We start from the raw sequence: 23,273 nt of genomic DNA on the forward strand, positions 1-23,273 counted from the left end.
CTCCGAGCACCTCGGCGCCCGCCCCCTCGACTGACCCAGACGGCCGGCTCGCGTACCCAGCCGGTCGGTCGGCGTACCCAGACAGTCGGCTCGCGTACCCAGCCGGTCGGCTCGCTGAGCCGCTCCCCGGCAGGCGACCCGACCCTTCCGGTGCGCGAGCCGGCCGTCCAGGTGCGCGAGCCGGCCGTCCAGGTGCGCGAGCCGGCCGTCCAGGTGCGCGAGCCGACCCGCTAGGTACCCGAGTCGACCGTCGGGGTGTGCGAGGCGACGGTCAGGAGACCCAGGGGCCGTTGCCGGTCACCCGGTCGGCTGTCACCCGGACAATCACCGCCGTCGGTGAGCCCTGGTTGCCCAGCTCGTACCTTTCCGCCTCCAGGTAGCGCCGCGCCTGGCGGTCCATCAACGCCGTGAACTCCTGCGCGATGTCCGGCCCCTCCACCCGGGCGGTGCCGCGGACCAGCAGGTACTGCGGCAGGCCGCGGGCGTCGTGGCCGTCGTGGTCCTCGATCAGGACCGTCACGCGCGGGTCGTTGCGGATGTTGCGGACCTTGGGGCGGTGGCCCTCCATGCCCATCACGATCTCGTCGCCCTCGCGGCTGGCCCAGACCATCGACGTCTGCGGCGAGCCGTCCGGGTTGACCGTCGTCAGTACCGCGTTGAACGGGCGCTCGAACAGGCGGTGGCAGCTCTCGGGAAGTTCCATGGTTCCGAGGTTAGAGGGCCAGGTACGCCTCGATCGCGGCGACGATCGCCGCCGCGTAGCGCTGGCGGCCGTCCGCGCTCGTCATGCGGGCCGCCTCGGTCGCGTTGCGCATGTTGCCGCACTCCACCAGGGCTGCCGGGCGCGTCGACAGGTTCAGCCCCGCCAGGTCCGCGCGGGCCGACAGCCCCTCGGTGCCGATGTAGTTCGCCGTCGTGAAGCCGCTCGTGCGCAGCGTGTCGCGCAACGTCCGCGCCAGCTGCGTCGAGGGCGCTCCCTGCGCCGCGTTCAAGGCCGGCGACGAGTACGCGACGTGGAAGCCGGTCGCCCCCGCCGCTTCCGAACCGTCGGCGTGGACGGAGACGACCGCGTCGGCGTCCGCCTCGTTGCCGATCGCCGCCCGGCGGTCGACGCAGGGGCCGACGCCGGTGTCGTTCTGTCGCGTGTAGACAACGCGGATCCCCTTGTCCGCCAACGCTTTCCCGACCCGCTGGGCGACGTCGAACGTGAAGGCGTGCTCGGGGTAGCCGGCGTTGGTCGCGGTGCCCGTCGTGTTGCACGGCTTGGTCTGCCCGCGCCCGGCGGGCACCGGCCGGTTGATCTCCGCCGGGTGGGCCGCGTTCCCGCCGTTGTGCCCGGGGTCCAGGACGACGACCTTGCCCGAAGTCGCGGGCGCCGACGACGAAGGCGGAACCGAGGACGGCGAAGACGGCGAAGGCGAAGGCGAAGGCAAGGACGACGTCACGGCCGCCGACGTGGGCGGGAGCGTGGTCGCGGGGACCGCCGCCGGGGCGTCGTCGGAGCAGCCGGTGAGCAGCAGGGCACCGGCCAGCAGCAGGGGGACAATCGCGCGTCGCACGGCGACCACGGTGCCACAGCCCGGCACTTCGCGTGGCGCGACTACCCTGGTGGGGACACAGGCGTGCAGAGAGGACCGAGTGCGATCATGGCCCAACCCGGCGGCGGCTTCGACCTTTCCCAGCTGATGCAGCAGGCGCAGCAGATGCAGCAGAAGCTCGTCGAGGCCCAGGAAGAACTGGCCAACACCGAGGTCACCGGCACGGCCGGCGGCGGACTGGTCACCGCGACCGTCTCCGGTGACAGCCAGCTGAAGAGCCTGCAGATCGACCCGAAGGTGGTCGACCCGGACGACGTCGAGACGCTGTCCGACCTGATCGTCGCGGCGGTCCGCGACGCCTCGGCGAGCGCGCAGAAGCTCACCGAGCAGAAGCTCGGCCCGCTGGCCGGCGGGCTCGGCGGCGGTGGCGGCATGCCGGACCTCGGCAGCCTCGGCTTCGGCGGCTGACGAACTTGTACGAAGGTGTCGTCCAGGACCTGATCGACGAGCTCGGGCGCCTGCCCGGGGTCGGGCCGAAGAGCGCCCAGCGGATCGCGTTCCACCTGCTGGCCGCGGACCCGGCCGACATCTCGCGGCTGCAGGACGTCCTCGGCAAGGTCAAGGAAGGCGTGCAGTTCTGCGAGATCTGCGGCAACGTCTCCGAGCACCCGAAGTGCCGCATCTGCCGCGACGAGCGCCGCGACCTCACGGTGATCTGCGTGGTCGAGGAGCCGAAGGACGTCCTGGCGGTCGAGCGCACGCGCGAGTTCAAGGGCCGCTACCACGTCCTGGGCGGCGCGCTCGACCCGCTCTCGGGCATCGGCCCGGAGCAGCTGCGGATGCGCGAGCTGCTCAAGCGCATCGGCGAGGCGGACATCACGGAGATCATCATCGCCACCGACCCCAACACCGAGGGCGAAGCGACGGCGACGTACCTGGTCCGCATGCTGCGGGACTTCCCGGGGTTGAGCGTGACGCGCCTGGCGTCGGGCCTGCCGATGGGCGGCGACCTGGAGTTCGCGGACGAGCTCACGCTGGGCCGCGCGCTCTCCGGACGCCGTGTCCTTTGACGGCCTGCCGGTCGAGCCGGTCCGGACGTTCCTGTCCTTCGAGCGGCGACGGGAAGCGGAGTTCGCCGACATCCGGGAGTGCGCCGAGCTGCCCCCGGTCCGGCGTGGGGGCGACCTGCTCGGCGCGATCGAGCTGACCATCGGGCCGGTCACGTTGCTCGGGCCGGACTGGGTGTCGGACATCGAGCTGCTGTGGGGAGCGGTGGCCGACCTCGTGGCCGGCTACCGGGAAACCGGGCACGCCAAGGTGCGGTTCCCCGACCAGTCCGCGCACATCACGCTCGAGCCGGTCCCGCCGGGGCTGATCAGGATCACCGTGGCCGGCGAGCCGTACCGCGAGACCGCGGTCACCGGCGAGGAGAAGCTGCTCTCCGCGCTCGAGGTGGGTGCGGCGGAGTTCTTCGCGAAGCTGTTCGAGCTCACCGGTCGAAGCGTCGCAGGTCGTACAGGTTCATCAACCTGATCACCTTGTTCGCGTACTCCGGGTCGGTGGCGTACTTCTTCGCCACCGCCCGGATGAACGCGTCGGGGTCCGTGCGCACCGGCAGTGCCGCCGCGTAGTTCGGCGACGTCGTCAGCAGCCGGCCGTAGTCGCGGAACGAGTCGTCGATCGAGGCGTACGAGCGGAAATACGCGTCCGCCGGGTGGCACGGGGCCGGAATACACTCCGTTGTCGGGTACTGCGCGCACTTCAGCGCGATGGGCCCCGGGCTCGTCGGCGTCACGCACTTGAAGCCGAAGTAGTTGCGCTCGGCCGTGGACAGTTTGCTGCGGCCCCAGTTCGACTCCAGGATCGACTGCGCCACCGTCACCGACGCCGGGACGGCGTACTCCGCGTGGATCGTGCGCGCGATCGGGCCGGCCGTGCCGACGTACGCCTCCTGAAAGCCGGAGCCGAGCGCCGCCTGCCGGACCGAACCCTGGTCGATGGGCGGCGGGACCACCACCAGCAACGCCGCCAGTCCGATGTGGATCATGGCGACACTTTGCCCGGCTGACCCGCGGAGAAACCGCAGGTCACCCGGACGAAGGACGTCAGCAGTAGCCGAGCTGCGCCAGCGTGTCGACGACGATCTCGGACGGGTGGTACTTGTCCATCCAGGACTCGCCGCGCCGGTTCTGGTACGTGTCGAGGAAGTTCTGCAGCTTGTCGCCGCGCATCTCGGTCAGCACCACCGTCTCGCCGAGGTGCTGCGGGGTCTCCGTGCGCTCGCGGTGCACCGCGCAGGGCAGGCCGAGGTAGTAGCACTCCGCCGAAAGACCACCCGAATCGGTGACGACGTACTCGGCGCGCGCCACCAGCGGCAGGAACTTCAGGTACCGCATCTTCGGCTGGACGATGAACTGGTCGTCGAAGATGTTGCCGATGCCCAGCGAGCGGATCTTCTCGCGCTCCGGCGCCCCGGCCATGTACAGGATCGGCATCTGCCGGCTCTGCTCGCGCAGGATCTCCAGCGCCTCGCGGTACTTGTCCGGGCGCGAAACCAGCTCGAAGCGGTGCAGCGTGGCCAGGCCGAACTTCTCCGGCAGGTTCGGCACGTCCAGCGGTTGGTTGATGGCCAGCCGCATCGCGTCGATCGCCGTGTTCGCCTCGGTGTCGACGACCACGCCGCGGGCGTGCCGCAGGTTGTTCACCTCGCGGATGCTCGGCGCGAAGTGGATGTCGACGATCTTCGCCGCGATCTTGCGGTTCAGCTCCTCCGGCAGCGGCGACAGGATGCTGCCCGACCGCGCGCCCGCCTCGACGTGCCCGACCCGGGCCTTGAGGATCCGCTTCCCGATCAGCGAGCCGTACGGCGTGGTGAACGTGTCGCCGTGCACCAGCACCAGCGGCGGCCGGCCGTCCTCGGTCAGCGCGGCGCGCAGCTCGTGGCGGCGGCCCCACGCGGTGCGCAGCACCTGCGCGGCCCAGCCCGGCACCTGCGCCGGCGACTCGAGGTTGTGCGCCTTGTCCTCCGGCACCAGCCAGACGTCCGGCGCCGGCATGTCGAGGTCCGCGAGGACGTCCGCGACCTCGTCGACGTGCTGGGCGGTGAACCAGATCTTCGGCCGCATCCCGCGCTCGCGGATCCCGTGGTAGACCGGCGCGATCTTGATCAGTTCCGCCGTGGTGCCGAGAATGAAGGAAATCACCAGAGAAGCCCATTCCTGGTCGGGAGCGGTGGCGTAAGGATACTGGCCGACCCGCTACGGGGGCCGCCGGGTAGCCTCGGCCCGGTGAGTGCGAACCCGCTCCTCCCCTCGCTCAGCGTCGTGATCCCGGTCTACAACGAGCAGGACTGGATCGAACGCAGTGTCGGCGCGCTGCTCGCCTCGGCCTCGGCCGCGAGCTGGCCGATCGAGGTGGTGGTGGTCGACGACGGCAGCACCGACGAGACCCCGTCGCGGCTCGACGACCTGCGCGAACGCCGCGGCATCACGGTCGTCAGCCAGGCCAACTCGGGCCGGTTCGAGGCCCGGCGGGCGGGTATCGCCAAGGCCGCCGGCGAGCAGATCCTGCTGCTGGACAGCCGCGTGGTCGTGGACACCGGGTCGCTGGCGTTCCTGCGCGACCAGCTGGCCGGGCACCCGGAACGGACGGTCTGGAACGGCCACGTCAACGTCGCTTCGGAGCACAACCCGTACGCCGGTTTCATGGCCGGCCTGGTGAAGATCCCGTGGCGCCGGTACTGCGCGAACCCGCGCCTGATGTCCTTCGGCATCGAGGAGTTCGACCTGTTCCCGAAGGGCACCGGATTCTTTTCCGCGCCGCGCGCCGTGCTCGAAGCGGCTTCCGACGCTTTCGTTTCGCTGTTCGACGACGTCCGCTTCGCCAGCGACGACACCGGCGTCCTGCGCTGGATCGCCGAACGGCACCGCATCCACCTGGCCCCGGAGTTCTCCGCGACCTACCACGGGCGCGACAGCTTCAGGAAGTTCGTCGCCCAGTCGTACTTCCGCGGGACGACCTTCGTGGACTCCTACCTCGGCTCGCCCGGCCCGGCCCGCAACGGCCTGTTCGCCGCGTTCGGCGTCGGCGTGCTCGGCCTCGCCGTGGCGGCCAAGCGGCCGAAGACGGCGGTGGCGCTCGCCGCCGCCGGATCCGCCGCGGCCGGCGTGGCCGTGACCCGCTTCGGCGCGACGACCGCGGAGGCCAAGGCCGTCGCCAAGCTGGCCCCGGTGTTCGGCGCCGGCTTCGGCGCAGGGGCCGTCCGTGGCCTGGTGATGGCGCTGCGTGCCCGCCGGCGGCGGGGCGAGCGGGGCCGATGAGCTCGCCGATGACCGAGGAAGCGGACGGGCGCAGCCTGGCGAAGGAGACCGGGCGCTCGGCCGGGAAGATCGGCATCTCGCTGCTGGTCGCCATCGCCCTCGGGTACGTGCTGACGCTGGTCGCCACCCGCTGGCTCGGGCCGGAGAACAGCAAGGTCTACCTCTCGTTCTGGGGCATCCTGATGGGCCTCGGCAGCGCGCTGTCCCCGCTCGAGCAGGAGTTGTCCCGCCAGTCCGCGGTGGCCGCGCTCGACGGCGGCAAGGCGGGCAAGCCCGCGCTGCGGTCGCTCACCGTCGGCGCGGTGACCGTCGCCGTGATCGCCGCGCTGACGCTGGTCGTGCCGGTGCTGTCCGACCGGCTCTACGCCGGGCACACCGCCCTCGGCGTCATCGTGCTCTGCGGCGCGGTCTCGTTCGCCTGCCAGTTCGCCGCCCGCGGCCTGCTCGTCGGGCAGCAGCGGATCAAGCCGTACTCGGGGCTGGTCGTCGCCGAGGCGGCGGTCCGCGTGCTCGTGCTGTCCGGCATCGCCGCCGCCGGCCTCACCGGCCTGACGTCGTTCGCGATCGCCGCCGCGACCGGCTCGTTCGCCTGGCTGCTGTTCGTCCGCCCGGCCGCCGGCCTGGTCGACCCGCACGCCGATGGCGAGGGCTGGGGCCCGGTGACCGGCCGGATCCTGGTGCTGATGGCCGGTGCGGGCCTCACCGCCAGCGTCATCACCGGCTACCCGGCCATGGTGAGCCTGCTCGCGCCCGGCGGGTCCGAAGCGGGCGTCGGTGTCCTCTTCGCGACGCTCACCGTGTCCCGCGTGCCGCTGCTGCTGCTGTCGCCGCTCCAGGCGCTGGCCGTGCCGACGGTCGTCCGGCTTTCGGGCACCGAGGACGGCCGGCACCGGCTGCGGAAGCTGCTCGCGGCCGGCGCGCTCGGCACGGTCGTGCTCGGCGTGGTCGGTGCGCTGGTCGGCTGGCTGATCGGGCCCTGGCTGGTGTCGCTGCTGTATGGCAAGGATTTCGTCGCCCAGGGCTGGTGGGTGGCGTGGATGGTGTGGGGCGCGGTGCTGCTCACGGCGCTGCAGCTGATGACGGCCGTGCTGGTGGCCCGCAAAGAGGCGAACAAGGTGCTCGTGACGTGGGGGGTGGTCGCGGTCTCGACCGCGGTGACCCTGCTGCTGGTGCCGGGCGACCCGATCCTCAAGGCCGTCGCCGGCCTGGCCGGGGGACCGACGCTGGGCCTGGTGGTCGTGTTGGCGTTCGTGTTGCGACGGCCGGGCAACGTGCGGCCCGCTTCGGACGTCCCAGTAGGGTGACCCCGGCCGTGCCCCGGACAGGTCGGCGTGAAACGCCGGTGAGGTTGGTTAGCGGAAAACCATGAACGTACTTCTGGTCGTGCTCGCCTTCTGGCTGCCTGGCCTCGCCTTCGGAGCGGCGATCCGGCTCCGCGGCTGGTTGCTCGCCGCGGCCGCGCCGCTCCTGACGTTCGGCGTCGTGAGCCTCGGCGTGCCGGTGCTCGGCGGGCTGGGGATCCGCTGGAACATCCTCGACGTCGCACTGTGGACACTGCTGCTCTCGGCCGCCGGCTTCGGGCTGTCGTTCCTCGTGCTGCGGTTCACCGCGCGGCGGCACCCGGACTGGGCCGAGGCGGACGCCGCCGCGGCGGCGTCCGCCCGCTCGCTGCGGGAACACCTGCTGATCGGGGCCGGCGTCCTGGCCGGCAGCCTGATCGGGATCGTCACGTTCCTGCGCGGCGCCCGCGGCCTCAACCAGGTCCAGCAGGGCTGGGACGCGCCGTTCCACGCCAACCTGGTGCGCTGGATCGCCGAGCACGGCGACGCCCGGCCCTCGACCGTCGGCACGATCGCGAACCTGCCGGGGCAGACGAACTACTTCTACCCGGACACCTACCACGCCTTGCTCGCGCTGGTCTTCGACAAGGCCGGCCTGGCGATGATGCCGACGCTGAACACGGCGGCGCTCACCGTCATCCTGTGCGTGCCCATCGGTGTCGCCGCGATGTGCCACGTGTGGCGGATGCCGGCCCTCGCGGTCGCCGCGGCCGCCGCGGTTTCGGTGTCGTTCACCAACTTCCCGTACGACTCGCTGTGGCGCGGTCCGCTGTGGCCGTACGTCGCCGGGGTCGCGCTCATCCCGGCCGCACTCGCGCTGGCCCGCCTGCTGCTGCGGCCGCGGGGCCTCGCCGGGCCGGTGGCGATCGGGATCGCCGTGGCCGGGCTGATCGGCCTGCACACCAGCGTCGCCTTCGTCGTCGTCGTGTACTTCCTGCTCATCCTCTTCGCGGTGCTGTTCAAGTTCGAGCGCATCGACTGGCGCCGCTCCGCGCCCTCGCTCGCGGCGACCGTGGTGCTCGCCGTGGTCTGCGGGCTGCCGCTGGCCCTGCCTTCGCTCTACAACGCGGGCGGCGTGACGAGCGCGTTCTGGGCCTCGGACGCGACGGTCAGCGGCGGCCTCGGCGAGACGATCACCTTCTCGCCGATGGCGGCGTTCCCGCAGTGGTGGATCGGCGTGCCCGCCATCATCGGCATCTTCCTGCTGGTCAAGCACCGGCGGATGGTGTGGATGGTCGCGGCCTACGCCGTGTTCGGCGGCCTGTTCGCGTTCACCGTGTCGCTGGAGACGCCGCTCATCCACACCCTGACCGGCATCTTCTACAACGACCACTGGCGGATCGGCGCGCTGGTCCCGCTGGCCGGCGCGGTCGCGTTCGGCGAGTTCACCGACACCGCCGCCCGCTGGTTCGCCGGCAAGGCGGGCGTCCGGCTGCCGAACGTCCGGCCGGTGACGCTCGTCGCGATCGGTGTCGTGCTGCTCGCCGTGGTCGTGGGCGGCCTGAGCCGCGGCGGCTACATCGGCCGCAACGCCGCCCGGTTGCAGCTCAACTACAGCGGCGGCCCGACGGTCAGCAACGACGAGCGCCAGGCGTTCACGTGGCTCGCGGCGCACGTCGCGCCGGGCGAGCGGGTGATGAACGGAAAGGCCGACGGCTCGGTCTGGATGTACGCGCTCAACGGCGTCCAGCCGGTCGAATGGACCTTCTACGGCGCCGAACCGAACACCCCGGCCGGGTACCTCAGCGTGTTCCTCAACGACATCAACAAGTACCCGAAGGTGCGCCAGGAACTGACCGACCTCAAGGTCCGGTACGTCTTCGTCGGCAGCGGTCACGTCACGGCGACGACGAAGAACGGCGTCGGCCTCGACCACCTCGAATCCGACCCCGGCTTCAAGCTCGTGTTCCGCAACGCGGGTGCGTCCGTGTACGAGATCGAAGGCCAGCAGGGTGTCGTGACGGCGGGGGCGGCCCCAGGGTCCGCGGCCGGTCACGGGAAGTGAAGGGCTAGAGTGATCGCGTGTCAGTGTCTTCGGCGACCTCCGTGACCAGCCGCCGGGTGCTCATCGTGATGCCCGCCCTCAACGAGTCGGCGAGCGTCGCGTCGGTCATCGAGCAGGTGAAACGCGCCCTGCCGGACGGCGATCTGCTCGTCGTCGACGACGGCTCGGCCGACGACACCGCCAAGCTCGCCCGCGCGGCCGGGGCCGAAGTGGCCCGGCTCGCCGTGAACCTCGGCGTCGGCGGGGCCATGCGCACCGGGTTCCGGTACGCCGCCGCCCGCGGCTACGACGTCGTGGTGCAGGTGGACGCGGACGGCCAGCACGACCCGGACGAGCTCGACGCCCTGCTGCGCGGCCTGGACGACGCCGACATCGTGATCGGCTCGCGGTTCGCCGGCAAGGGCTCGTACAAGGCGAGCGGGCCGCGCAAGTACGCCATGGTCGCGCTCTCGCTCGTGTTCTCGCGGCTGGCGAAGACCAAGCTCACCGACGTCACGTCGGGCTTCAAGGCGATGGGGCCGCGCGCGATCCGGCTCTTCGCCGGCTACTACCCCGCGGAGTACCTCGGTGACACCGTGGAGTCGCTGGTCATGGCCATCCGGGCCAAGCTGACCATCAAGGAGATCCCGGTCGTCATGCGGGAGCGCGCGGGCGGCACGCCCAGCCACTCGCCCGTGAAGTCGGCCGTCTACCTGAGCCGGGCCGGGCTGGCGCTGCTGCTGGCGCTGGTGCGCCGCCGCCCGGCGGTCGACTCGTCCGACTCGGCGTAAGGGGAAGCAGAACATGGACGGTTGGCGCATCCTCAGCATCGTCGTCGCCGGCGTCGTGCTCTTCGTCGTCATCGAGATGATGCGGCGGCGGAAGCTGCGCGAGAAGTACGCGGGCGTGTGGCTCGTCGTCGCCGTCGGCGTGGTCGTCCTCGCGGTGCTGCCGCAGGCGGCCGAGTTCCTCGCCAAGCACACCGGCGTGCAGACGCCGTCGAACTTCGTCTTCCTCCTCGCCGGCGTTGTGCTGGCGCTCGTGTCGCTGCACCTGTCCACCGAGGTCGGGCACCTGGAGGAAGAGGTGCGCACGTCGATCGAGGAGATCGCGCTGCTGCGCTGCGAGCTCGAAGACACCCGCCGCGAGCTGACCGGCCGGATCACCGAGCTGGAGGCGAAGACGGCGGCTCCCGACGACGTCAAAGGGCTTCCCGAGGTCGAGCGCGTCAGCAAGTGACGCGCTGATCGAAGATCTGCTCGCCGCCCCCGCGCGGCTGGGCGGGGTGCGGGTGCTGGCCATCGACGGGCCGTCGGGCGCGGGGAAGTCCACGCTGGCCGCCCGGGTCGTCGCCGGGCTCCGGGCCCGCGGGTGCCGTACCGAACTCGTGAGCACCGACGCCTTCGCGACGTGGGACGACCCGGTCGCGTGGTGGCCGCGGCTCGCCGACGGCGTCCTGCGTCCCCTGGCGGCCGGCCGGCCCGGCGCGTACCGGCGGATGGACTGGACCACCGGGGTGCCCCGGCCGGGTGAGCTCGTCCGGGTGACCGTGGCGGACGTCCTCGTGCTGGAGGGCGTCTCCAGCGGCCGCACTTCGGCAAGATCCCTGCTTTCGCACCTCTGCTGGGTCGAGGGCGGCTCCGCGGCCGGGCGGCTGGCCAGGGCCATCGCGCGGGACGGCGTGGCCGCAGAGGCCGAACTGGGCCGCTGGCAACGGTTCGAGCGCGGCTGGTTCGCCGTCGACGGCACCGCCGCGGCCGCCGGAACCCGACTTTCGTAGGGCACCGGTCGGTCACGCTGCGTGCGCGACCCGCTCGGGATCGATCAAGCCAATGGGTGTTGCCAACACGACTGGGCTAAGGTCGGTACCGCCATCTGAGTTAGTGATCCGGCACCGCGTGCAGCCAGAGCACTCAATCGGTCACATTGTGTGGCGATTGACGGACACATTGCGGTCAAATCGGCGCGCACGTAGCGCGATCGTGACCTCACGTACTTAAGCCCGGGCCGACTTCCCGCTAGTGTCGCTGGGCACACCGATCGTCCGTCGAGTTCCTGACCGACCGGACGGTGACTTTGAACCCGAACATCTCCCAAGGGGTGCCAGATGCAGCAATTGCGGCTGACCCGAACACGCCGCGTGGCCCTGATCGGGCTCGCCGGCGCGCTCGCGGTTTCGCTGTCCGCTTGTGCGGAATCCAAGCGTGAAGAGGGCGCAGGGGGTGGTTCCGGGGGCACCATGATCTTCGGCGCGGCCGGTAACCCGAAGTTGTTCGACCCGATCTTCAACGACGAGGGCGAAACCTTCCGGATCACGCGCCAGATCTTCGACACGCTGATTCAGAACAAGCCGGGCACCGCCGACCTCGAGCCCTCGCTGGCCGAGAAGTGGGAGCCCAGCAACGACGGCAAGACCTGGACCTTCTCCCTCAAGCAGGGCGTGAAGTACTCCGACGGCACCGCCTTCGACGCGGCCTCGGTCTGCTTCAACTTCGACCGCTGGTTCAACATGAAGGGCGCCGCCGCCCAGAGCCAGATGATCTACTACGCCGACGTCTTCGGCGGCTTCGCCAAGAACGAGAGCGACGAGTACGGCGACCCGGTCTACAAGAGCTGCGAAGCCAAGGACCCGGCGACCGCGGTCGTGAACCTGAACAAGGCGAAGGGCGCGTTCCCGGCGGCCTTCACCCTGCCGTCGTTCGCGATGCAGAGCCCGACCGCGCTCAAGCAGTACAAGGCCGACGAGGTCACCCAGTCCGGTGACTCGTTCACCTACAGCGAGTACGCGAACAAGCACCCGGTCGGCACCGGCCCGTTCAAGTTCGACAGCTGGGACCAGGGCAAGGGTGAGATCACCCTGTCCAAGAACGACGCTGCCCCGACGCAGACGGCCAAGCTCGACAAGCTGATCTTCAAGGTCATCCCGGACGAGAACGCCCGCAAGCAGGCGCTCAAGGCCGGCGACATCCAGGGCTACGACTACCCGGCGCCCGCGGACTACGGCCTGCTGCGCAACGAGGGCGAGCAGGTGCTGGTGCGCCCGCCGTTCAACGTGCTGTACCTGGGCATCAACCAGTCCGGCCCGGCCGGCGAGAAGCTGAAGGACGTCCGCGTCCGCCAGGCGCTGGCCTACGGCATCAACCGCGAGCAGTTCGTCAAGAGCAAGCTGCCCGAGGGTGCCGAGGTGGCCACCGAGTTCGTGCCCAAGACGATCTCCGGCTACACCGACGAGGTCACGAAGTACGCGTACAACCAGGAGAAGGCCAAGCAGCTGCTCCAGGAAGCCGGCGCGACGAACCTGACGCTGAAGTTCTACTACCCGACCGAGGTCACCCGGCCGTACATGCCGAACCCGGCGGACGTCTTCACCTCGATCTCCGAGGACCTGAAGGCCATCGGCGTCAAGATCGAGGCCGTCGCCAAGCCGTGGAACGGTGGCTACAAGGACGACGTGCAGAAGTTCGGCAAGCAGGACCTGCACCTGCTCGGCTGGACCGGTGACTACAACGACGCCGGGAACTTCGTCGGCACCTTCTTCGGCCGCAAGAAGCCGGAGTTCGGCTTCGACAACCCGCAGCTGTTCCAGGCGCTGGCCGCCGCGGACGCTTCGCCCGCCGGCGACGCGCACGCCAAGGCGTACCAGGAAGTCAACAAGCAGATCATGGACTACCTGCCCGCCATCCCGATTTCCTACGGCCCGCCCGCCATCGTGGTCGGCCCGAAGGTCAAGGGTCTGGTCGCCAGCCCGCTGACCGACGAGCGGTTCAACACCGTCACCGTCAACTGACGGCTCAACGCCGCGAGGCATGGGGTGGGTGCTACCGCGCCCACCCCATGTTCCGTACTCAGCGGGCTGCCACCTAAGGACTGCAAGTGCTCCGTTTTCTCGTGCGTCGGCTGCTACAAGCGATCCCGACGCTGCTCATCCTGTCCATCCTGGTCTTCGCCTGGCTCCGGTCGCTGCCCGGAGGGCCCGCGGCCGCCCTCCTCGGCGACAAGGCCACGCCGGAGAAGATCGCCAACCTCAACCACGTGCTGGGGCTCGACCAGCCGGTCATCATCCAGTACTTCAAGTTCCTCGGCCGCGCGGTCACCGGCAACTTCGGCGCCTCGCTGGTCTCGACCCAGCCGGTGATGTCGGAGATCGGCACGTTCCTGCCGGCCACCATCGAGCTGGGGATCTCCGCGATGATCGTCGCGGTGCTCATCGGCATCCCGGCGGGCTACCTCTCGGCGCGCTACCGCGGCGGCGTCGCCGACAACGTGATCATCGTGCTGACGCTCATCGGCGTCGCGGTGCCGGTCTTCTTCCTCGGCTACATGATGCAGGACCTGCTCGCCGGGCCGCTGGGCCTGCCGTCGCAGGGCCGGCAGACGGCCGGCCTGGACGCCACCGCCATCACCAACTTCGCCATCCTCGACGGCATCATGACGAGCGAGTGGGACGCCGTCTGGGACGCGATCAAGCACCTGATCCTCCCGGCGTTCGCGCTCGCGACCATCCCGCTCGCGGTGGTCACCCGGATCACCCGCGCGTCGGTGCTCGAAGTGCTCAACGAGGACTTCATCCGCACGGCCAACTCGAAGGGCCTCACGCAGCCGGTCGTCCGGCGGCGGCACGTGCTGCGCAACGGCCTGCTGCCGGTGGTCACCACCATCGGCCTGCAGACCGGCGCGCTGCTCGGCGGCGCGGTGCTGACCGAGCGCGTGTTCAACTTCCGCGGCCTCGGCTTCCTGCTGGCCGAAGGCATCGAACGGCGTGACTACCCCCGGCTCCAGGCGCTGCTGCTCTTCGGCGCGCTGGTCTACGTGCTGGTGAACATGCTGGTCGACGTCTCGTACGGGATCATCGACCCGAGGGTGCGTGTGCGATGAACACTCTGCTGAACAAGAAGAAAGAGCCGATCGACAAGCTGGCCGCGGCGAGCGGGCACAGCCTCGGCGGCGAAGCCCTGCGGCGGATGCTGCGCAGCCCGGTCGCCATCACCGGTGCCGCGATCACCGGCCTGTTCGTGCTGCTGGCCGTGTTCGCGCCGCTGATCGCGCCCAAGGACCCGTTCGAGCGCTACCTGCAGGACAAGGTCGCGCTCGGCCAGGGGATCATCCCCGGCGCCCAGCCGGGTTTCCCGCTCGGCGTGGACGACTTCGGCCGCGACGAGCTGTCGCGGCTGATCGTGGGTGCGCAGAACACCCTGCTCGTCGGCGTGCTGGCCACGGTGATCGGCGTGCTCCTCGGCGTCATCATCGGCGGGCTCGCCGGGGCCTTCGGCGGCTGGGTCGACACCGTCCTCATGCGACTGGTCGACGTCATGCTGTCGGTGCCGTCGCTGCTGCTGGCCATCTCGGTCGCGGCGCTGTTCGCCAAGCCCAGCCAGTGGACGGTGATCCTCGCCGTCTCGCTGATCGGGGTGCCGATCTTCGCGCGGTTGCTGCGCGGCTCGATGCTGGTGCAGCGGGGCAGCGACCACGTCCTCGCGGCGACGTCGCTGGGTGTGAAGCGCGGCGCGATCGTGTTCCGGCACATGCTGCCGAACTCGCTCGGCCCGGTCATCGTGCAGGCCACGCTGACCCTGGCGACCGCCATCCTGGAGGCCGCGGCGCTGTCGTTCCTCGGGCTGGGCGACCCGGACCCGAACCGGGCGGAGTGGGGCATCATGCTGAGCAAGGGTGCCCGGCAGTTCCTCGACGTCCGGCCCGAGCTCGCGTACTACCCGGCGATCGCGATCATCATCGTCGCGCTCGGGTTCACGTTGCTCGGTGAGTCCCTCCGCGAAGCCCTCGACCCGAAGAACAGGCGGTGAACCCCCATGGCACTCCTGGAAGTTCGTGATCTCAAAGTCGACTTCGTCCGCCGTGGCGAGCAGTCGTTCACCGCGGTGGACAACATCAGCTTCGACGTCGAACCGGGCCAGACGGTCGGCCTGGTCGGCGAGTCCGGCTGCGGCAAGTCCGTGACGTCGCTGGCGATCATGCGGCTGCTGGCCAAGCGCGGCAACAAGGTGAGCGGCTCAGTGCGCTTCGAAGGCACGGACCTGCTTCGCCTGTCCGACCGGGAAATGCGCGACCGCCGCGGCCGCGACCTCGGCATGGTCTTCCAGGACCCGCTGTCCTCGCTGAACCCGGTCATCCCGATCGGGCTGCAGATCACCGAGGTGCTGGAGCGCCACCGCGGGATGTCGCGCAAGACGGCGTCCGTCGAAGCGGTGGACCTGCTCGACAAGGTCGGCATCCCCGACCCGTCGCGGCGGCTTTCGGAGTACCCGCACCAGCTTTCCGGCGGGATGCGGCAGCGCGCGCTGATCGCGATCGCGCTGGCGTGCCGGCCGCGGCTGCTCATCGCCGACGAGCCGACCACCGCGCTCGACGTCACCATCCAGGCGCAGATCCTCGCGCTGCTGCGGGAACTGGTGCAGGACACCGGTACCGCGCTGATCATGATCACGCACGACCTCGGCGTCGTCGCCGGGCTGTGCGACGAGGTCAACGTCCTCTACGGCGGCAAGATCGTCGAGCGGGCGCAGCGGCACCAGCTGTTCGCCGAGCCGCGGCACCCGTACACGCACGGTCTGCTCGCGTCGATCCCGCGCCTGGACGCGGGCCGCGGCGAAAAGCTGATCCCCATCCGGGGTTCGGTGGCCGACAACATCCCGTGGGAGCACGCGTGCGCGTTCGCGCCGCGCTGCCCCAACGCGCTGCCGGTCTGCCGCGAGGTCCAGCCGCAGCTGGCGCCCGACCAGGGCGGGCTGCTGCGCTGTCACAACCCCGTGCGGCCCGCGGTCGCCGCGGGAGGAGGAACCCGATGACCCGTCCTGCTGGTGACGTGCTGCTCGAGGTCACCGACCTCAAGGTGCACTTCCCGATCAAGCGCGGCGTCGTGATCGACCGGACGGTCGGGCACGTGTACGCGGTCGACGGCGTCGACCTGGCCATCCGCCGCGGCGAAACCTACGGCCTGGTGGGCGAATCCGGCTGCGGCAAGTCCACTTTGGGCCGCGCGATCCTGCGCCTCAACGAGCCGACCGCCGGTCACGTCGTCTTCGACGGCACCGACGTCGCCGCGCTCAAGGGAGAGGAGCTGCGGAAGGCCCGGCGCCGGATGCAGATGATCTTCCAGGACCCGATGTCCAGTTTGGACCCTCGCCAGTCGGTCGAGTCCATTCTGCTCGAAGGCATGCGCGCACACGGCCTCGACAAGGACAAGGACGCCACCCAGCGGCGGCTGCGGCAGCTGCTGTCGGCCGTCGGCCTGCCGGAGTCGTCGCTGCGCAAGTACCCGCACGAGTTCTCGGGCGGGCAGCGCCAGCGCATCGGCATCGCGCGGGCGCTGGCCGTGGAGCCGGACCTGATCGTCGCCGACGAGCCGGTGTCCGCATTGGACGTTTCGGTGCAGGCCCAGGTGGTGAACCTGCTGGAGGACCTGCAGGACCAGCTCGGGCTCACCTACGTGGTGATCGCGCACGACCTCGCGGTGGTGCGGCACATCTCCGACCGCATCGGCGTGATGTACCTGGGCGCGCTGGTCGAGGAGACCGACGCGGACTCGCTTTACCGGGACCCGCTGCACCCGTACACGCGGGCGCTGCTGTCGGCCATCCCGGTGCCGGACCCGCAGGTCGAGGACACCCGCGAGCAGATCCTGCTCGCCGGTGACCTGCCCTCGCCGGCGAACCCGCCGTCGGGCTGCCGGTTCCACACGCGCTGCCCGTGGCGGCAGGCGAGCCTGTGCGACACCGACCGCCCGCAGCTGCGCGAAATCGGCAGCGGGCACCGGGTGGCGTGCCACTACGCGGAGGACATCCGCGACGGGCGCATCCAGCCGCACGAGGTCGAGCCGGAACTGGTGGAGCTCACCGGGGCGCTCAACCCCGATCTGGGCCCGCCGGACGTCGGCACCGCCGCCGAAATCCTCTGAGCGGCGCTTTCACGTGAAAGTGATCCGGAGCTGATCCCTCCAGGTCACTTTCACGTGAAAGTGACGTCAGGGGCGGGCGAGAGCGGCGGCCCGGGAGTGGAGGTATGCCTGCTCCGGCAGGCTCAACGTCCGCCCGGCGGCGGCCAGGTAGGCCGCCCGGGCGCCGGCCGCGTCCCCGGCTAGTTCGAGCAGGTGCGCGCGGATGGCGTCGACGCGGTGGTGTTTCGCCAGTGCGGTGTCCTTTGCCGCCTCTTCCAGCTCCGCCAGCCCGGCCCGCGGGCCGTGGATCTGCGCGAACGCGACCACCCGGTTCAGCGTCACCATCGGGCCCGGCGCGACGACCCGCAGCAGGTCGTAGAGCGTGAGGATCTCGGCCCAGCCGGTCTCGCCGGCGGTGGCGGCCTCGTCGTGGACGGCGGCGATGGCCGCCTGCAGCTGGTACGGGCCCACCGGCGCGGTGGCGAGGGCGTTCGTGATCAGCGCGACGCCTTCGTCGATGAACGCCCGGTTCCACCGGCTCCGGTCCTGTTCGGCCAGCGGCACGAGCGCCCCGGAAGCGTCGACCCGCGCGGGCCGGCGGGCGTCGGTCAGGAGCATCAGCGCGAGCAGCCCGGTGACCTCGCCGTCGGCCGGCAGTTCCGCGCGCAGCTGCCGGACCAGCCGGATCGCCTCGGTCGTCAGGTCGACGCGGCTGACGGCGTCACCCGAGCTGGCGGTGTGCCCCTCGGTGAAGATCAGGTAGAGCACCTGCAGCACCGCGGCCAGCCGTTCGGGACGGTGGTCGTTCGTGAGCCGTTCCCCGCGCAGCTTCTGCTTCGCGCGGCTGATCCGCTGGCCGATCGTGGCCTCGGGGACCAGGAAGGCGCGGGCGATCTCACCCGTCGTCAGCCCGCCGACGGCCCGCAGCGTCAGGGCGACCTGCGACGGCTGCGTCAACGAGGGGTGGCAGCAGAGCAGCAGCAGGGTGAGCGTGTCGTCGACCCCGCTGACCGGCTCGGGGTCGGGCGGCTCGGCGAGGGCGACGGTCTCCTCACGCCGTTGCCTCGCGGCCTCGCTGCGCCACAGCTCGATCCGCCGCCGCGACGCGGTCGTGATCAGCCACCCCTTCGGGTGATCCGGAACCCCCTCGGCCGGCCACTGCCGCGACGCGGCCAGCAGCGCCTCCTGAACGGCGTCCTCGCAGGTGTCGAAGCCGCCGTACCGCCGCACGAGCGCGGCGAGCACCTGCGGCGCGAGCTCCCGGAGCAGCGGCTCGACGTCGGTCACAGCTCCGGCCCGTGCAACCCCATCACCGGCCGCACCTCCACGGCGCCGAAGGAGGCTTCGGGAATCCGGTGCGCGATCTCGAGGGCGCGCTCTTCGCTCTCACAGTCGAGCAGGTAGAAGCCGGCGAGGAACTCCTTGGCCTCGGCGAACGGCCCGTCGGTGGTGATGCCCACCCGCTTGGTCAGTTCCGGGAAGGCGAGCCGCTCGGAGACGATCCGCTCGCCGGAGGCATCGAGATCGTCGTTGAGCTGCTGGTAGAGGGCGAGCCCGGCGGCCCGCTGTTCGTCGCTCATGCCCTCCCACGCGGCGCGCGACTCGGGGTTGCCATAGATCAGGACCACGTATTTCACTGGGTCTCCTGTCGAAATCCGTCCGGCGGCGCCTACGTCTCCTGTGCAAGCACCGACCTTGAGGAGAATGGCATGAGTGAGCAGCAGATCCGCGAGTTGATGGCGGCGCGTGAGGTCGCGATGTCGGCCCGCGACGCATCGACCCTGGGTTCCCACTACGCGCCGGACGTCGTGGCGTTCACGCTGGCCCCACCGCTGGTGCACCGCGGCGCGGAGGTCATCGACGTCGCGGCGCGGAAGGCGTGGTTCGAGACGTTCGAGGGGCCGATCGAGTACGAGATCCGGGACCTGGAGATCACGATCGGGGGAGACATCGCGTACAGCCACGCCCTGAACCGGATGTCGACGACGCCGAAGGGAGCACCGGCGGGCTTCGAGCTGTGGTTCCGGTCGACGGTGTGCTTCCGGCGGGAGGACGGCGAGTGGCGGATCACGCACGTGCACGACTCGGTGCCGTTCTACATGGACGCGACCCTGCGGGCGGCGGTCGACCTGAAGCCGTGAGGGACTGCCGGGGTTGTCCACATGGGGGTGAACCCTGTGGACAACTCCGGCGGGGCGCCGGGCCGGGCCACGGTGACCCCGACCAAAGTCGTACCCCGGGCAATACCTCAGGATGCCGCCCCGGGTGGACCGGCCCCGGTACCCTGCGGAAAGCGAACAATTCCGGACGTGAGTACCAGGGGGTACGGGCTGTGCACATCGACCAATGGCTGGCGTCGATTCCGGCGATCGCGGTGTACCTGATCGTCGGCGGGGTCATCATGATCGAAAGCCTCGGTATTCCCCTGCCCGGTGAGGTTGTGCTGGTCAGCGCCGCCCTGCTCACCCTGAGCCACCCGAGCCTGAGCCCGTTGTGGGTCGGGGTCGTGGCCAGTGCCGGGGCCATCATCGGCGACAGCATCGGTTACCTGATCGGGAAAACCGGTGGGCAGCGGCTGTTCGCCTGGGCGGGCCGGAAATTCCCGAAGCACTTCGGGCCGACGCACATCGCCAACGCCGAACGGATCTTCAACAAACGGGGCATGTGGGCCGTGTTCTTCGGTCGGTTCATCGCGTTCCTGCGGATCCTCGCCGGGCCGCTCGCCGGGTCGCTGCGGATGCACTACCCGAAGTTCCTCATCGCCAACGCGCTCGGCGGCATCGCCTGGGCCGGCGGTACCACCGCGCTCATCTACTACGTCGGCGAGGCCGCCGAGAAGTGGCTCGGCGACTTCTCCAAGTACGGCCTGGTCGCCGCCATCGTGATCGGCGCCGTGGTCTTCGTCGTCATGAAGAAGCGCCTCGGCCGCGAGCACAAGAGCGACGCGGAAGCCCCGAAGCAGGAAGAGACCGCCGCCTAGACCGCGACCAGCTCCCGCTTGGGCGCCCGCCGCAGCGAGCCCAGCAGGACGCCGCCGATCACCACCGCCGCGGCGGCCACCTCCAGCCAGGTCGGCCGCTCGCCCAGCAGCAGGAACGACGCCGTCAGGCCGACCACCGGCACCAGCAGGGAAAACGGCGACACCACGCCCGCCGGGTTGCGGCGCATCAGCGTCGTCCACAGGCCCGAGCCGACCACCGTGCCGATCAGGACCACGTAGGTCAGCCCGGCCAGTGCTGTCAGGCCGGTCGGCGTGCCGAGCGTCGTCAGCGAGCGCCACTGCGCGGCCGGGCCCTCCATGATCAGCGACAACGCGAACATCGGCAGCGGGGGCACCACCGACATCCACAGCGTGAAGTGCAGCGGGTTGTCCGGCTCGGCCTTGCGCGTGCTCAGGTTGCCGAACGCCCAGCTCAGCGCGGCCAGCAGGGTGAGAACCATCGGCAGCAGCGCCGCGTGCCCGGACTGCTGCCACGCGATCGCCGCCATCCCGGCCACCGCCAGCGCGATGCCGGCCAGCTGGTTCGGGGTGACGCGTTCGCGCAGGAAGACCGCGCCGAGCAGCACCGTGAACGGTGCCGACGCCTGCAGCACCAGCGACGCCAGGCCGGTCGGCATCCCGGTGTCCATCGCGATGAACAGGAACGCGAACTGCCCGGTGCCGAAGCCCAGGCCGTAGCCGAGCAGGTGGCGCACCTTCACCTTCGGCCACGGCACGAACAGGATCGTCGGCACGGCGATCACGGCGAACCGCAGCGCCCCCGCGAACACCGGCGGGAACTGGCCGAGCGTGGCGTGGATGGCGAGGAAGTTCAGGCCCCAGAGGACGGCGACGAGCACGGCGAGCAGGCGATCACGGGCGGGCATGCCTCCACTCTGACAAGGCCGATCGTGAAGGACCAGCGAGAATATCTGCAGGAACCTTGTAGCTGTGCTTCAAGTACAGTGGCCGCGTGGATCTGGGCCGGCTGCGCACCCTGCGCGAGTTCGCCGACCGCGGCAGCGTGACGGCGGCCGCGCGGGCGCTGCACTGCACGCCGTCGGCGGTTTCGCAGCAGCTGCGTGCGCTGCAGGGTGAGGTCGGGCTGCCGCTCACCGAGCCGGCCGGGCGGGGGCTGCGGCTGACCGACGCGGGCCGCGCGCTGGTCGCCCGCGCCGACGAGGTGCTCGCCGCGCTCGAGCGGGCCGAGTCCGAACTGGACACCTACCGCAGCGCGCCGCGCGGGCGGGTGCGGATCGCGATCTTCCAGTCGGCCGGGCTGATGCTGCTGCCGGGGCTGCTGACCCGCGTCGCCGGGTACGACGGCCTGGAGGTCGACGTCCGGGACGTCGACATGACGCCACCCGAGGTGCCGGGCCTGGTCGCGGACTACGACGTCGTCGTGGCGCACCGCGACGAGCACGCGCCGGAGTTCGCTTCCGGCCGGCTCGACGTGGTGCCGCTGCTGCGCGAGCCGCTCGACGTCGCGCTGCCGGTCGGGCACCGGCTGGCGAACCGGCGCCGCGTCGAGCTGTCGGAGCTGGCGGACGAGCGCTGGATCAGCGTCGACTTCGGCTTCCCGGTCGACGACGTGCTGCGCTCCCTGACCATCCGCACCGGCGTGCGGCCGGTGGTCGTCCAGCGCATCAACGACTTCCGGATCACTGAACGGCTGGTCGCCGCGGGGCACGGGATCGCGCTGCTGCCGCGCCACACGATGGACACCCGCCGCGGCAGCGGCCTGGTCGGGCGGCCGCTGTCGGGCATCCGCGCGGCCCGGCTGGTGGAGGCCGTCTGCCGGACCGGTGCCCGTCAGCGCCCGGCCGTGGCCCAGGTGATCGAGGAGTTGCGCGCGGAGGTCGGTCAGCTCACCGCTTGAAGCCGCGCAGGTAGGCCAGCGCGATCCCGAGCGCGTCCTCCAGTGCGGTGAGGTCGTGCCGGATGTGCGCCAGCAACAGTCCACCTTGGACGGACGTCATCGCCGCCTGGGCCAGCCGGGCCGGGTCGGCGTCCGCGGCCAGCTCGCCGTTGTCCTGCAGCGTTTTCAGCCCGCGCGCCAGGTGGGACTCCCAGGTCCGGTACGCCTGGTCGACCAGCGGGGCGAGCTTCGGGTTGTCGCCGACCTCCCCGGCGAGGTTGCCCAGCGGGCAGGCGATCGGGCCACTCGCGCGGCGGTGGATGTCCAGCAGCTGCCCGGTCCACGTCTCGAGGTCGGCCCAGGAGGCCAGCGTGAAGATCGCCGGCTGGTTGCCGAGGATCTGCTCGAGGTACCGGTCGATCACCGCCCCGACCAGCTGTTCCTTGTTCTTGAAGTAGTGGTACATCTGCGATTTCCCGGCCCCGCTCGCGGCCAGCACCTTGTCCACGCTCGTGCCCGCGACGCCGTCGACGTACATCAGCGCGGCCGCCGCGTCGACGATCGCTTCGCGGGTCCGCTTGCCACGAGGGGTCGAAGCCGCTTGCGTCTCCATGTACCGGATAGTACAGTTCGCTTCACTGTACCGATCAGTACAACCAACCAGGGGGAGCCATGACGCTCGAAACCGCCCTGACCGGGCTGAACCGCCGGCTCAGTGCCGCCCTGCCGCCGGGGATCGCCGAGATCCTCGACGCGGACCGGCGCCGCGCCGCGACGGGCTTCGCCGAGGTGGGCGACCGAATCGAGGACTTCACGCTGCCGGCAGCCGACGGTGTGCCGACCGGCTTGGACGAGCTCGTGGCCGACGGGCCGGCGGTACTCGTGTTCTACCGCGGCCAGTGGTGCCCGTACTGCAACCTGACGCTGCGCACCTACCAGCAGGAACTGCTGCCCGAGCTGGCGGAACGTGGCGCGACCCTGGCGGCGATCAGCCCGCAGAAGCCGGACGGACCGGCGCCGGACCTGGCGTTCCCCGTGCTCTCGGACGTGGGCAGCACGGTGGGGCGGAGCCTCGGGTTGAGCTATCCGGTTTCCGACGACGTACGCGAGGCGATGAAGACGCTGGGCACGGACCTCGAGGAGGTCAACGGCAGCTGGGAGCTGGTCCACCCGGCGGTGGTCGTGGTCGGCCGCGACCGGGTGCTCCGCTTCGTCGACGTCCACCCGGACTTCGTCACGCGGACGGAGCCGGCGGACATCCTCAAAGCGCTCTAGCCGACCGCCTCACGCCGTAGGTGATCACCGAACCCAGGACGGCGATGCCGACGGCCGAGGCGGTGAAGAACTCTGCCATCGGCCACCG

At 70.7% G+C, this 23,273-nt stretch carries 26 protein-coding genes; 18 read left to right on the forward strand and 8 right to left on the reverse strand.

Annotation, left to right across the window (positions count from 1 at the left end; translation table 11 throughout):
• Positions 1-271: 271 nt before the first annotated feature.
• Positions 272-703 carry a TIGR03618 family F420-dependent PPOX class oxidoreductase gene (locus C2L59_RS42010; protein WP_103355165.1) on the reverse strand — a complete coding sequence of 144 codons (432 nt, stop codon included), beginning with the start codon at positions 701-703 and terminating at the stop codon, positions 272-274.
• 10 nt (positions 704-713) lie between these two features.
• Positions 714-1,568 (reverse strand): N-acetylmuramoyl-L-alanine amidase, encoded by an 855-nt coding sequence (locus tag C2L59_RS42015; protein WP_199199643.1) that lies wholly within the window; start codon positions 1,566-1,568, stop codon positions 714-716.
• 78 nt (positions 1,569-1,646) lie between these two features.
• Here C2L59_RS42015 and C2L59_RS42020 point away from each other — a divergent pair, with 78 nt between their 5' ends.
• The 3 genes from C2L59_RS42020 to C2L59_RS42030 are packed head-to-tail and all read left to right on the forward strand — an operon-like array spanning position 1,647 to position 3,071.
• The gene (locus tag C2L59_RS42020; RefSeq protein ID WP_013230627.1) at positions 1,647-2,006 is read left to right on the forward strand and encodes a YbaB/EbfC family nucleoid-associated protein; all 360 of its coding nucleotides are present in this window, start codon (positions 1,647-1,649) and stop codon (positions 2,004-2,006) included.
• Positions 2,007-2,011: 5 nt separating this feature from the next.
• Positions 2,012-2,608 (forward strand): recombination mediator RecR, encoded by a 597-nt coding sequence (recR, locus tag C2L59_RS42025; protein WP_103355166.1) that lies wholly within the window; start codon positions 2,012-2,014, stop codon positions 2,606-2,608.
• Complete coding sequence (locus C2L59_RS42030; protein ID WP_103355167.1) at positions 2,598-3,071, forward strand: hypothetical protein; 474 nt, start codon at positions 2,598-2,600, stop codon at positions 3,069-3,071. Before recR ends, C2L59_RS42030 begins: the two co-directional genes overlap by 11 nt.
• On the opposite strand, the gene C2L59_RS42035 is transcribed toward C2L59_RS42030, so the two are convergent.
• Together C2L59_RS42035 and C2L59_RS42040 are read right to left on the reverse strand one after the other, a co-directional pair.
• Complete coding sequence (locus tag C2L59_RS42035) at positions 3,028-3,585, reverse strand: glucosaminidase domain-containing protein (protein ID WP_103355168.1); 558 nt, start codon at positions 3,583-3,585, stop codon at positions 3,028-3,030. The genes C2L59_RS42030 and C2L59_RS42035 overlap by 44 nt on opposite strands.
• A gap of 58 nt (positions 3,586-3,643) precedes the next feature.
• Positions 3,644-4,741, reverse strand: coding sequence for a UDP-N-acetylglucosamine 2-epimerase (locus C2L59_RS42040; RefSeq protein WP_103355169.1), 1,098 nt, complete (start codon positions 4,739-4,741; stop codon positions 3,644-3,646).
• A gap of 84 nt (positions 4,742-4,825) precedes the next feature.
• Between C2L59_RS42040 and C2L59_RS42045 the strand changes: the two genes are divergently transcribed.
• From C2L59_RS42045 to C2L59_RS42100, 11 genes are all read left to right on the forward strand, one after another.
• Complete coding sequence (locus tag C2L59_RS42045) at positions 4,826-5,857, forward strand: glycosyltransferase family 2 protein (protein ID WP_103355170.1); 1,032 nt, start codon at positions 4,826-4,828, stop codon at positions 5,855-5,857.
• A gap of 8 nt (positions 5,858-5,865) precedes the next feature.
• Positions 5,866-7,161, forward strand: a complete 1,296-nt coding sequence (locus tag C2L59_RS42050) for a lipopolysaccharide biosynthesis protein (RefSeq protein WP_103355171.1) — start codon at positions 5,866-5,868, stop codon at positions 7,159-7,161.
• Positions 7,162-7,222: 61 nt separating this feature from the next.
• Positions 7,223-9,202, forward strand: a complete 1,980-nt coding sequence (locus C2L59_RS42055) for a DUF6541 family protein (RefSeq protein WP_103355172.1) — start codon at positions 7,223-7,225, stop codon at positions 9,200-9,202.
• Between the two features lie 23 nt (positions 9,203-9,225).
• Complete coding sequence (locus tag C2L59_RS42060) at positions 9,226-9,972, forward strand: glycosyltransferase family 2 protein (RefSeq protein ID WP_255410358.1); 747 nt, start codon at positions 9,226-9,228, stop codon at positions 9,970-9,972.
• Positions 9,973-9,985: 13 nt separating this feature from the next.
• Complete coding sequence (locus C2L59_RS42065) at positions 9,986-10,420, forward strand: DUF2304 domain-containing protein (protein WP_103355173.1); 435 nt, start codon at positions 9,986-9,988, stop codon at positions 10,418-10,420.
• A gap of 52 nt (positions 10,421-10,472) precedes the next feature.
• Positions 10,473-10,961: a uridine kinase gene (locus C2L59_RS42070; RefSeq protein WP_233223995.1), complete on the forward strand. Its 489-nt coding sequence runs from the start codon at positions 10,473-10,475 to the stop codon at positions 10,959-10,961.
• Positions 10,962-11,288: 327 nt separating this feature from the next.
• Positions 11,289-12,968, forward strand: a complete 1,680-nt coding sequence (locus C2L59_RS42080) for an ABC transporter substrate-binding protein (protein ID WP_233223996.1) — start codon at positions 11,289-11,291, stop codon at positions 12,966-12,968.
• Positions 12,969-13,054: 86 nt separating this feature from the next.
• Complete coding sequence (locus C2L59_RS42085) at positions 13,055-14,056, forward strand: ABC transporter permease (RefSeq protein ID WP_103355176.1); 1,002 nt, start codon at positions 13,055-13,057, stop codon at positions 14,054-14,056.
• On the forward strand, positions 14,053-14,982 hold the full coding sequence (locus C2L59_RS42090; RefSeq protein WP_103355177.1) for an ABC transporter permease: 930 nt from the start codon (positions 14,053-14,055) through the stop codon (positions 14,980-14,982). Before C2L59_RS42085 ends, C2L59_RS42090 begins: the two co-directional genes overlap by 4 nt.
• Positions 14,983-14,988: 6 nt before the next feature.
• Positions 14,989-15,984, forward strand: coding sequence for an ABC transporter ATP-binding protein (locus C2L59_RS42095; RefSeq protein ID WP_103355178.1), 996 nt, complete (start codon positions 14,989-14,991; stop codon positions 15,982-15,984).
• Complete coding sequence (locus C2L59_RS42100; RefSeq protein ID WP_103355179.1) at positions 15,981-17,093, forward strand: ABC transporter ATP-binding protein; 1,113 nt, start codon at positions 15,981-15,983, stop codon at positions 17,091-17,093. The genes C2L59_RS42095 and C2L59_RS42100 overlap by 4 nt, the downstream gene beginning before the upstream one ends.
• 66 nt (positions 17,094-17,159) lie before the next feature.
• On the opposite strand, the gene C2L59_RS42105 is transcribed toward C2L59_RS42100, so the two are convergent.
• Positions 17,160-18,359: an RNA polymerase sigma factor gene (locus C2L59_RS42105; protein ID WP_103355180.1), complete on the reverse strand. Its 1,200-nt coding sequence runs from the start codon at positions 18,357-18,359 to the stop codon at positions 17,160-17,162.
• Positions 18,356-18,709, reverse strand: a complete 354-nt coding sequence (locus C2L59_RS42110) for a YciI family protein (RefSeq protein ID WP_103355181.1) — start codon at positions 18,707-18,709, stop codon at positions 18,356-18,358. Before C2L59_RS42110 ends, C2L59_RS42105 begins: the two co-directional genes overlap by 4 nt.
• A 72-nt stretch (positions 18,710-18,781) precedes the next feature.
• Between C2L59_RS42110 and C2L59_RS42115 the strand changes: the two genes are divergently transcribed.
• Complete coding sequence (locus C2L59_RS42115; RefSeq protein WP_103355182.1) at positions 18,782-19,213, forward strand: SgcJ/EcaC family oxidoreductase; 432 nt, start codon at positions 18,782-18,784, stop codon at positions 19,211-19,213.
• Between the two features lie 191 nt (positions 19,214-19,404).
• On the forward strand, positions 19,405-20,052 hold the full coding sequence (locus C2L59_RS42120) for a DedA family protein (RefSeq protein WP_103355183.1): 648 nt from the start codon (positions 19,405-19,407) through the stop codon (positions 20,050-20,052).
• Here the strand turns inward: C2L59_RS42120 and C2L59_RS42125 are convergent.
• Positions 20,049-20,939 (reverse strand): EamA family transporter, encoded by an 891-nt coding sequence (locus C2L59_RS42125; RefSeq protein ID WP_103355184.1) that lies wholly within the window; start codon positions 20,937-20,939, stop codon positions 20,049-20,051. The genes C2L59_RS42120 and C2L59_RS42125 overlap by 4 nt on opposite strands.
• Before the next feature lie 86 nt (positions 20,940-21,025).
• Between C2L59_RS42125 and C2L59_RS42130 the strand changes: the two genes are divergently transcribed.
• Positions 21,026-21,931, forward strand: a complete 906-nt coding sequence (locus C2L59_RS42130) for a LysR family transcriptional regulator (RefSeq protein ID WP_103355185.1) — start codon at positions 21,026-21,028, stop codon at positions 21,929-21,931.
• Here C2L59_RS42130 and C2L59_RS42135 read toward each other — a convergent pair.
• Positions 21,921-22,523, reverse strand: a complete 603-nt coding sequence (locus tag C2L59_RS42135) for a TetR/AcrR family transcriptional regulator (protein WP_103355186.1) — start codon at positions 22,521-22,523, stop codon at positions 21,921-21,923. The two genes, C2L59_RS42130 and C2L59_RS42135, sit on opposite strands and share 11 nt — an antisense overlap.
• 59 nt (positions 22,524-22,582) lie before the next feature.
• On the opposite strand from C2L59_RS42135, the gene C2L59_RS42140 reads away from it, so the two are divergent.
• A complete protein-coding gene (locus tag C2L59_RS42140) occupies positions 22,583-23,185 on the forward strand; it encodes a peroxiredoxin-like family protein (RefSeq protein ID WP_103355187.1) in 603 nt (200 codons plus the stop codon).
• Positions 23,186-23,273 lie beyond the last annotated feature (88 nt).

It is taken from the genome of Amycolatopsis sp. CA-128772 (assembly GCF_002904295.1).
Classification (GTDB): Bacteria; Actinomycetota; Actinomycetes; order Mycobacteriales; family Pseudonocardiaceae; genus Amycolatopsis.

Coding starts and splice junctions, on each gene's coding strand:
- C2L59_RS42010 (WP_103355165.1), bottom strand. CDS start 703: ATGGAACTTCCCGAGAGCTGCCACCGCCTGTTCGAGCGCCCGTTCAAC.
- C2L59_RS42020 (WP_013230627.1), top strand. CDS start 1,647: ATGGCCCAACCCGGCGGCGGCTTCGACCTTTCCCAGCTGATGCAGCAG.
- C2L59_RS42035 (WP_103355168.1), bottom strand. CDS start 3,585: ATGATCCACATCGGACTGGCGGCGTTGCTGGTGGTGGTCCCGCCGCCC.
- C2L59_RS42050 (WP_103355171.1), top strand. CDS start 5,866: ATGACCGAGGAAGCGGACGGGCGCAGCCTGGCGAAGGAGACCGGGCGC.
- C2L59_RS42055 (WP_103355172.1), top strand. CDS start 7,223: ATGAACGTACTTCTGGTCGTGCTCGCCTTCTGGCTGCCTGGCCTCGCC.
- C2L59_RS42065 (WP_103355173.1), top strand. CDS start 9,986: ATGGACGGTTGGCGCATCCTCAGCATCGTCGTCGCCGGCGTCGTGCTC.
- C2L59_RS42080 (WP_233223996.1), top strand. CDS start 11,289: ATGCAGCAATTGCGGCTGACCCGAACACGCCGCGTGGCCCTGATCGGG.
- C2L59_RS42090 (WP_103355177.1), top strand. CDS start 14,053: ATGAACACTCTGCTGAACAAGAAGAAAGAGCCGATCGACAAGCTGGCC.
- C2L59_RS42095 (WP_103355178.1), top strand. CDS start 14,989: ATGGCACTCCTGGAAGTTCGTGATCTCAAAGTCGACTTCGTCCGCCGT.
- C2L59_RS42100 (WP_103355179.1), top strand. CDS start 15,981: ATGACCCGTCCTGCTGGTGACGTGCTGCTCGAGGTCACCGACCTCAAG.
- C2L59_RS42115 (WP_103355182.1), top strand. CDS start 18,782: ATGAGTGAGCAGCAGATCCGCGAGTTGATGGCGGCGCGTGAGGTCGCG.
- C2L59_RS42125 (WP_103355184.1), bottom strand. CDS start 20,939: ATGCCCGCCCGTGATCGCCTGCTCGCCGTGCTCGTCGCCGTCCTCTGG.
- C2L59_RS42135 (WP_103355186.1), bottom strand. CDS start 22,523: ATGGAGACGCAAGCGGCTTCGACCCCTCGTGGCAAGCGGACCCGCGAA.
- C2L59_RS42140 (WP_103355187.1), top strand. CDS start 22,583: ATGACGCTCGAAACCGCCCTGACCGGGCTGAACCGCCGGCTCAGTGCC.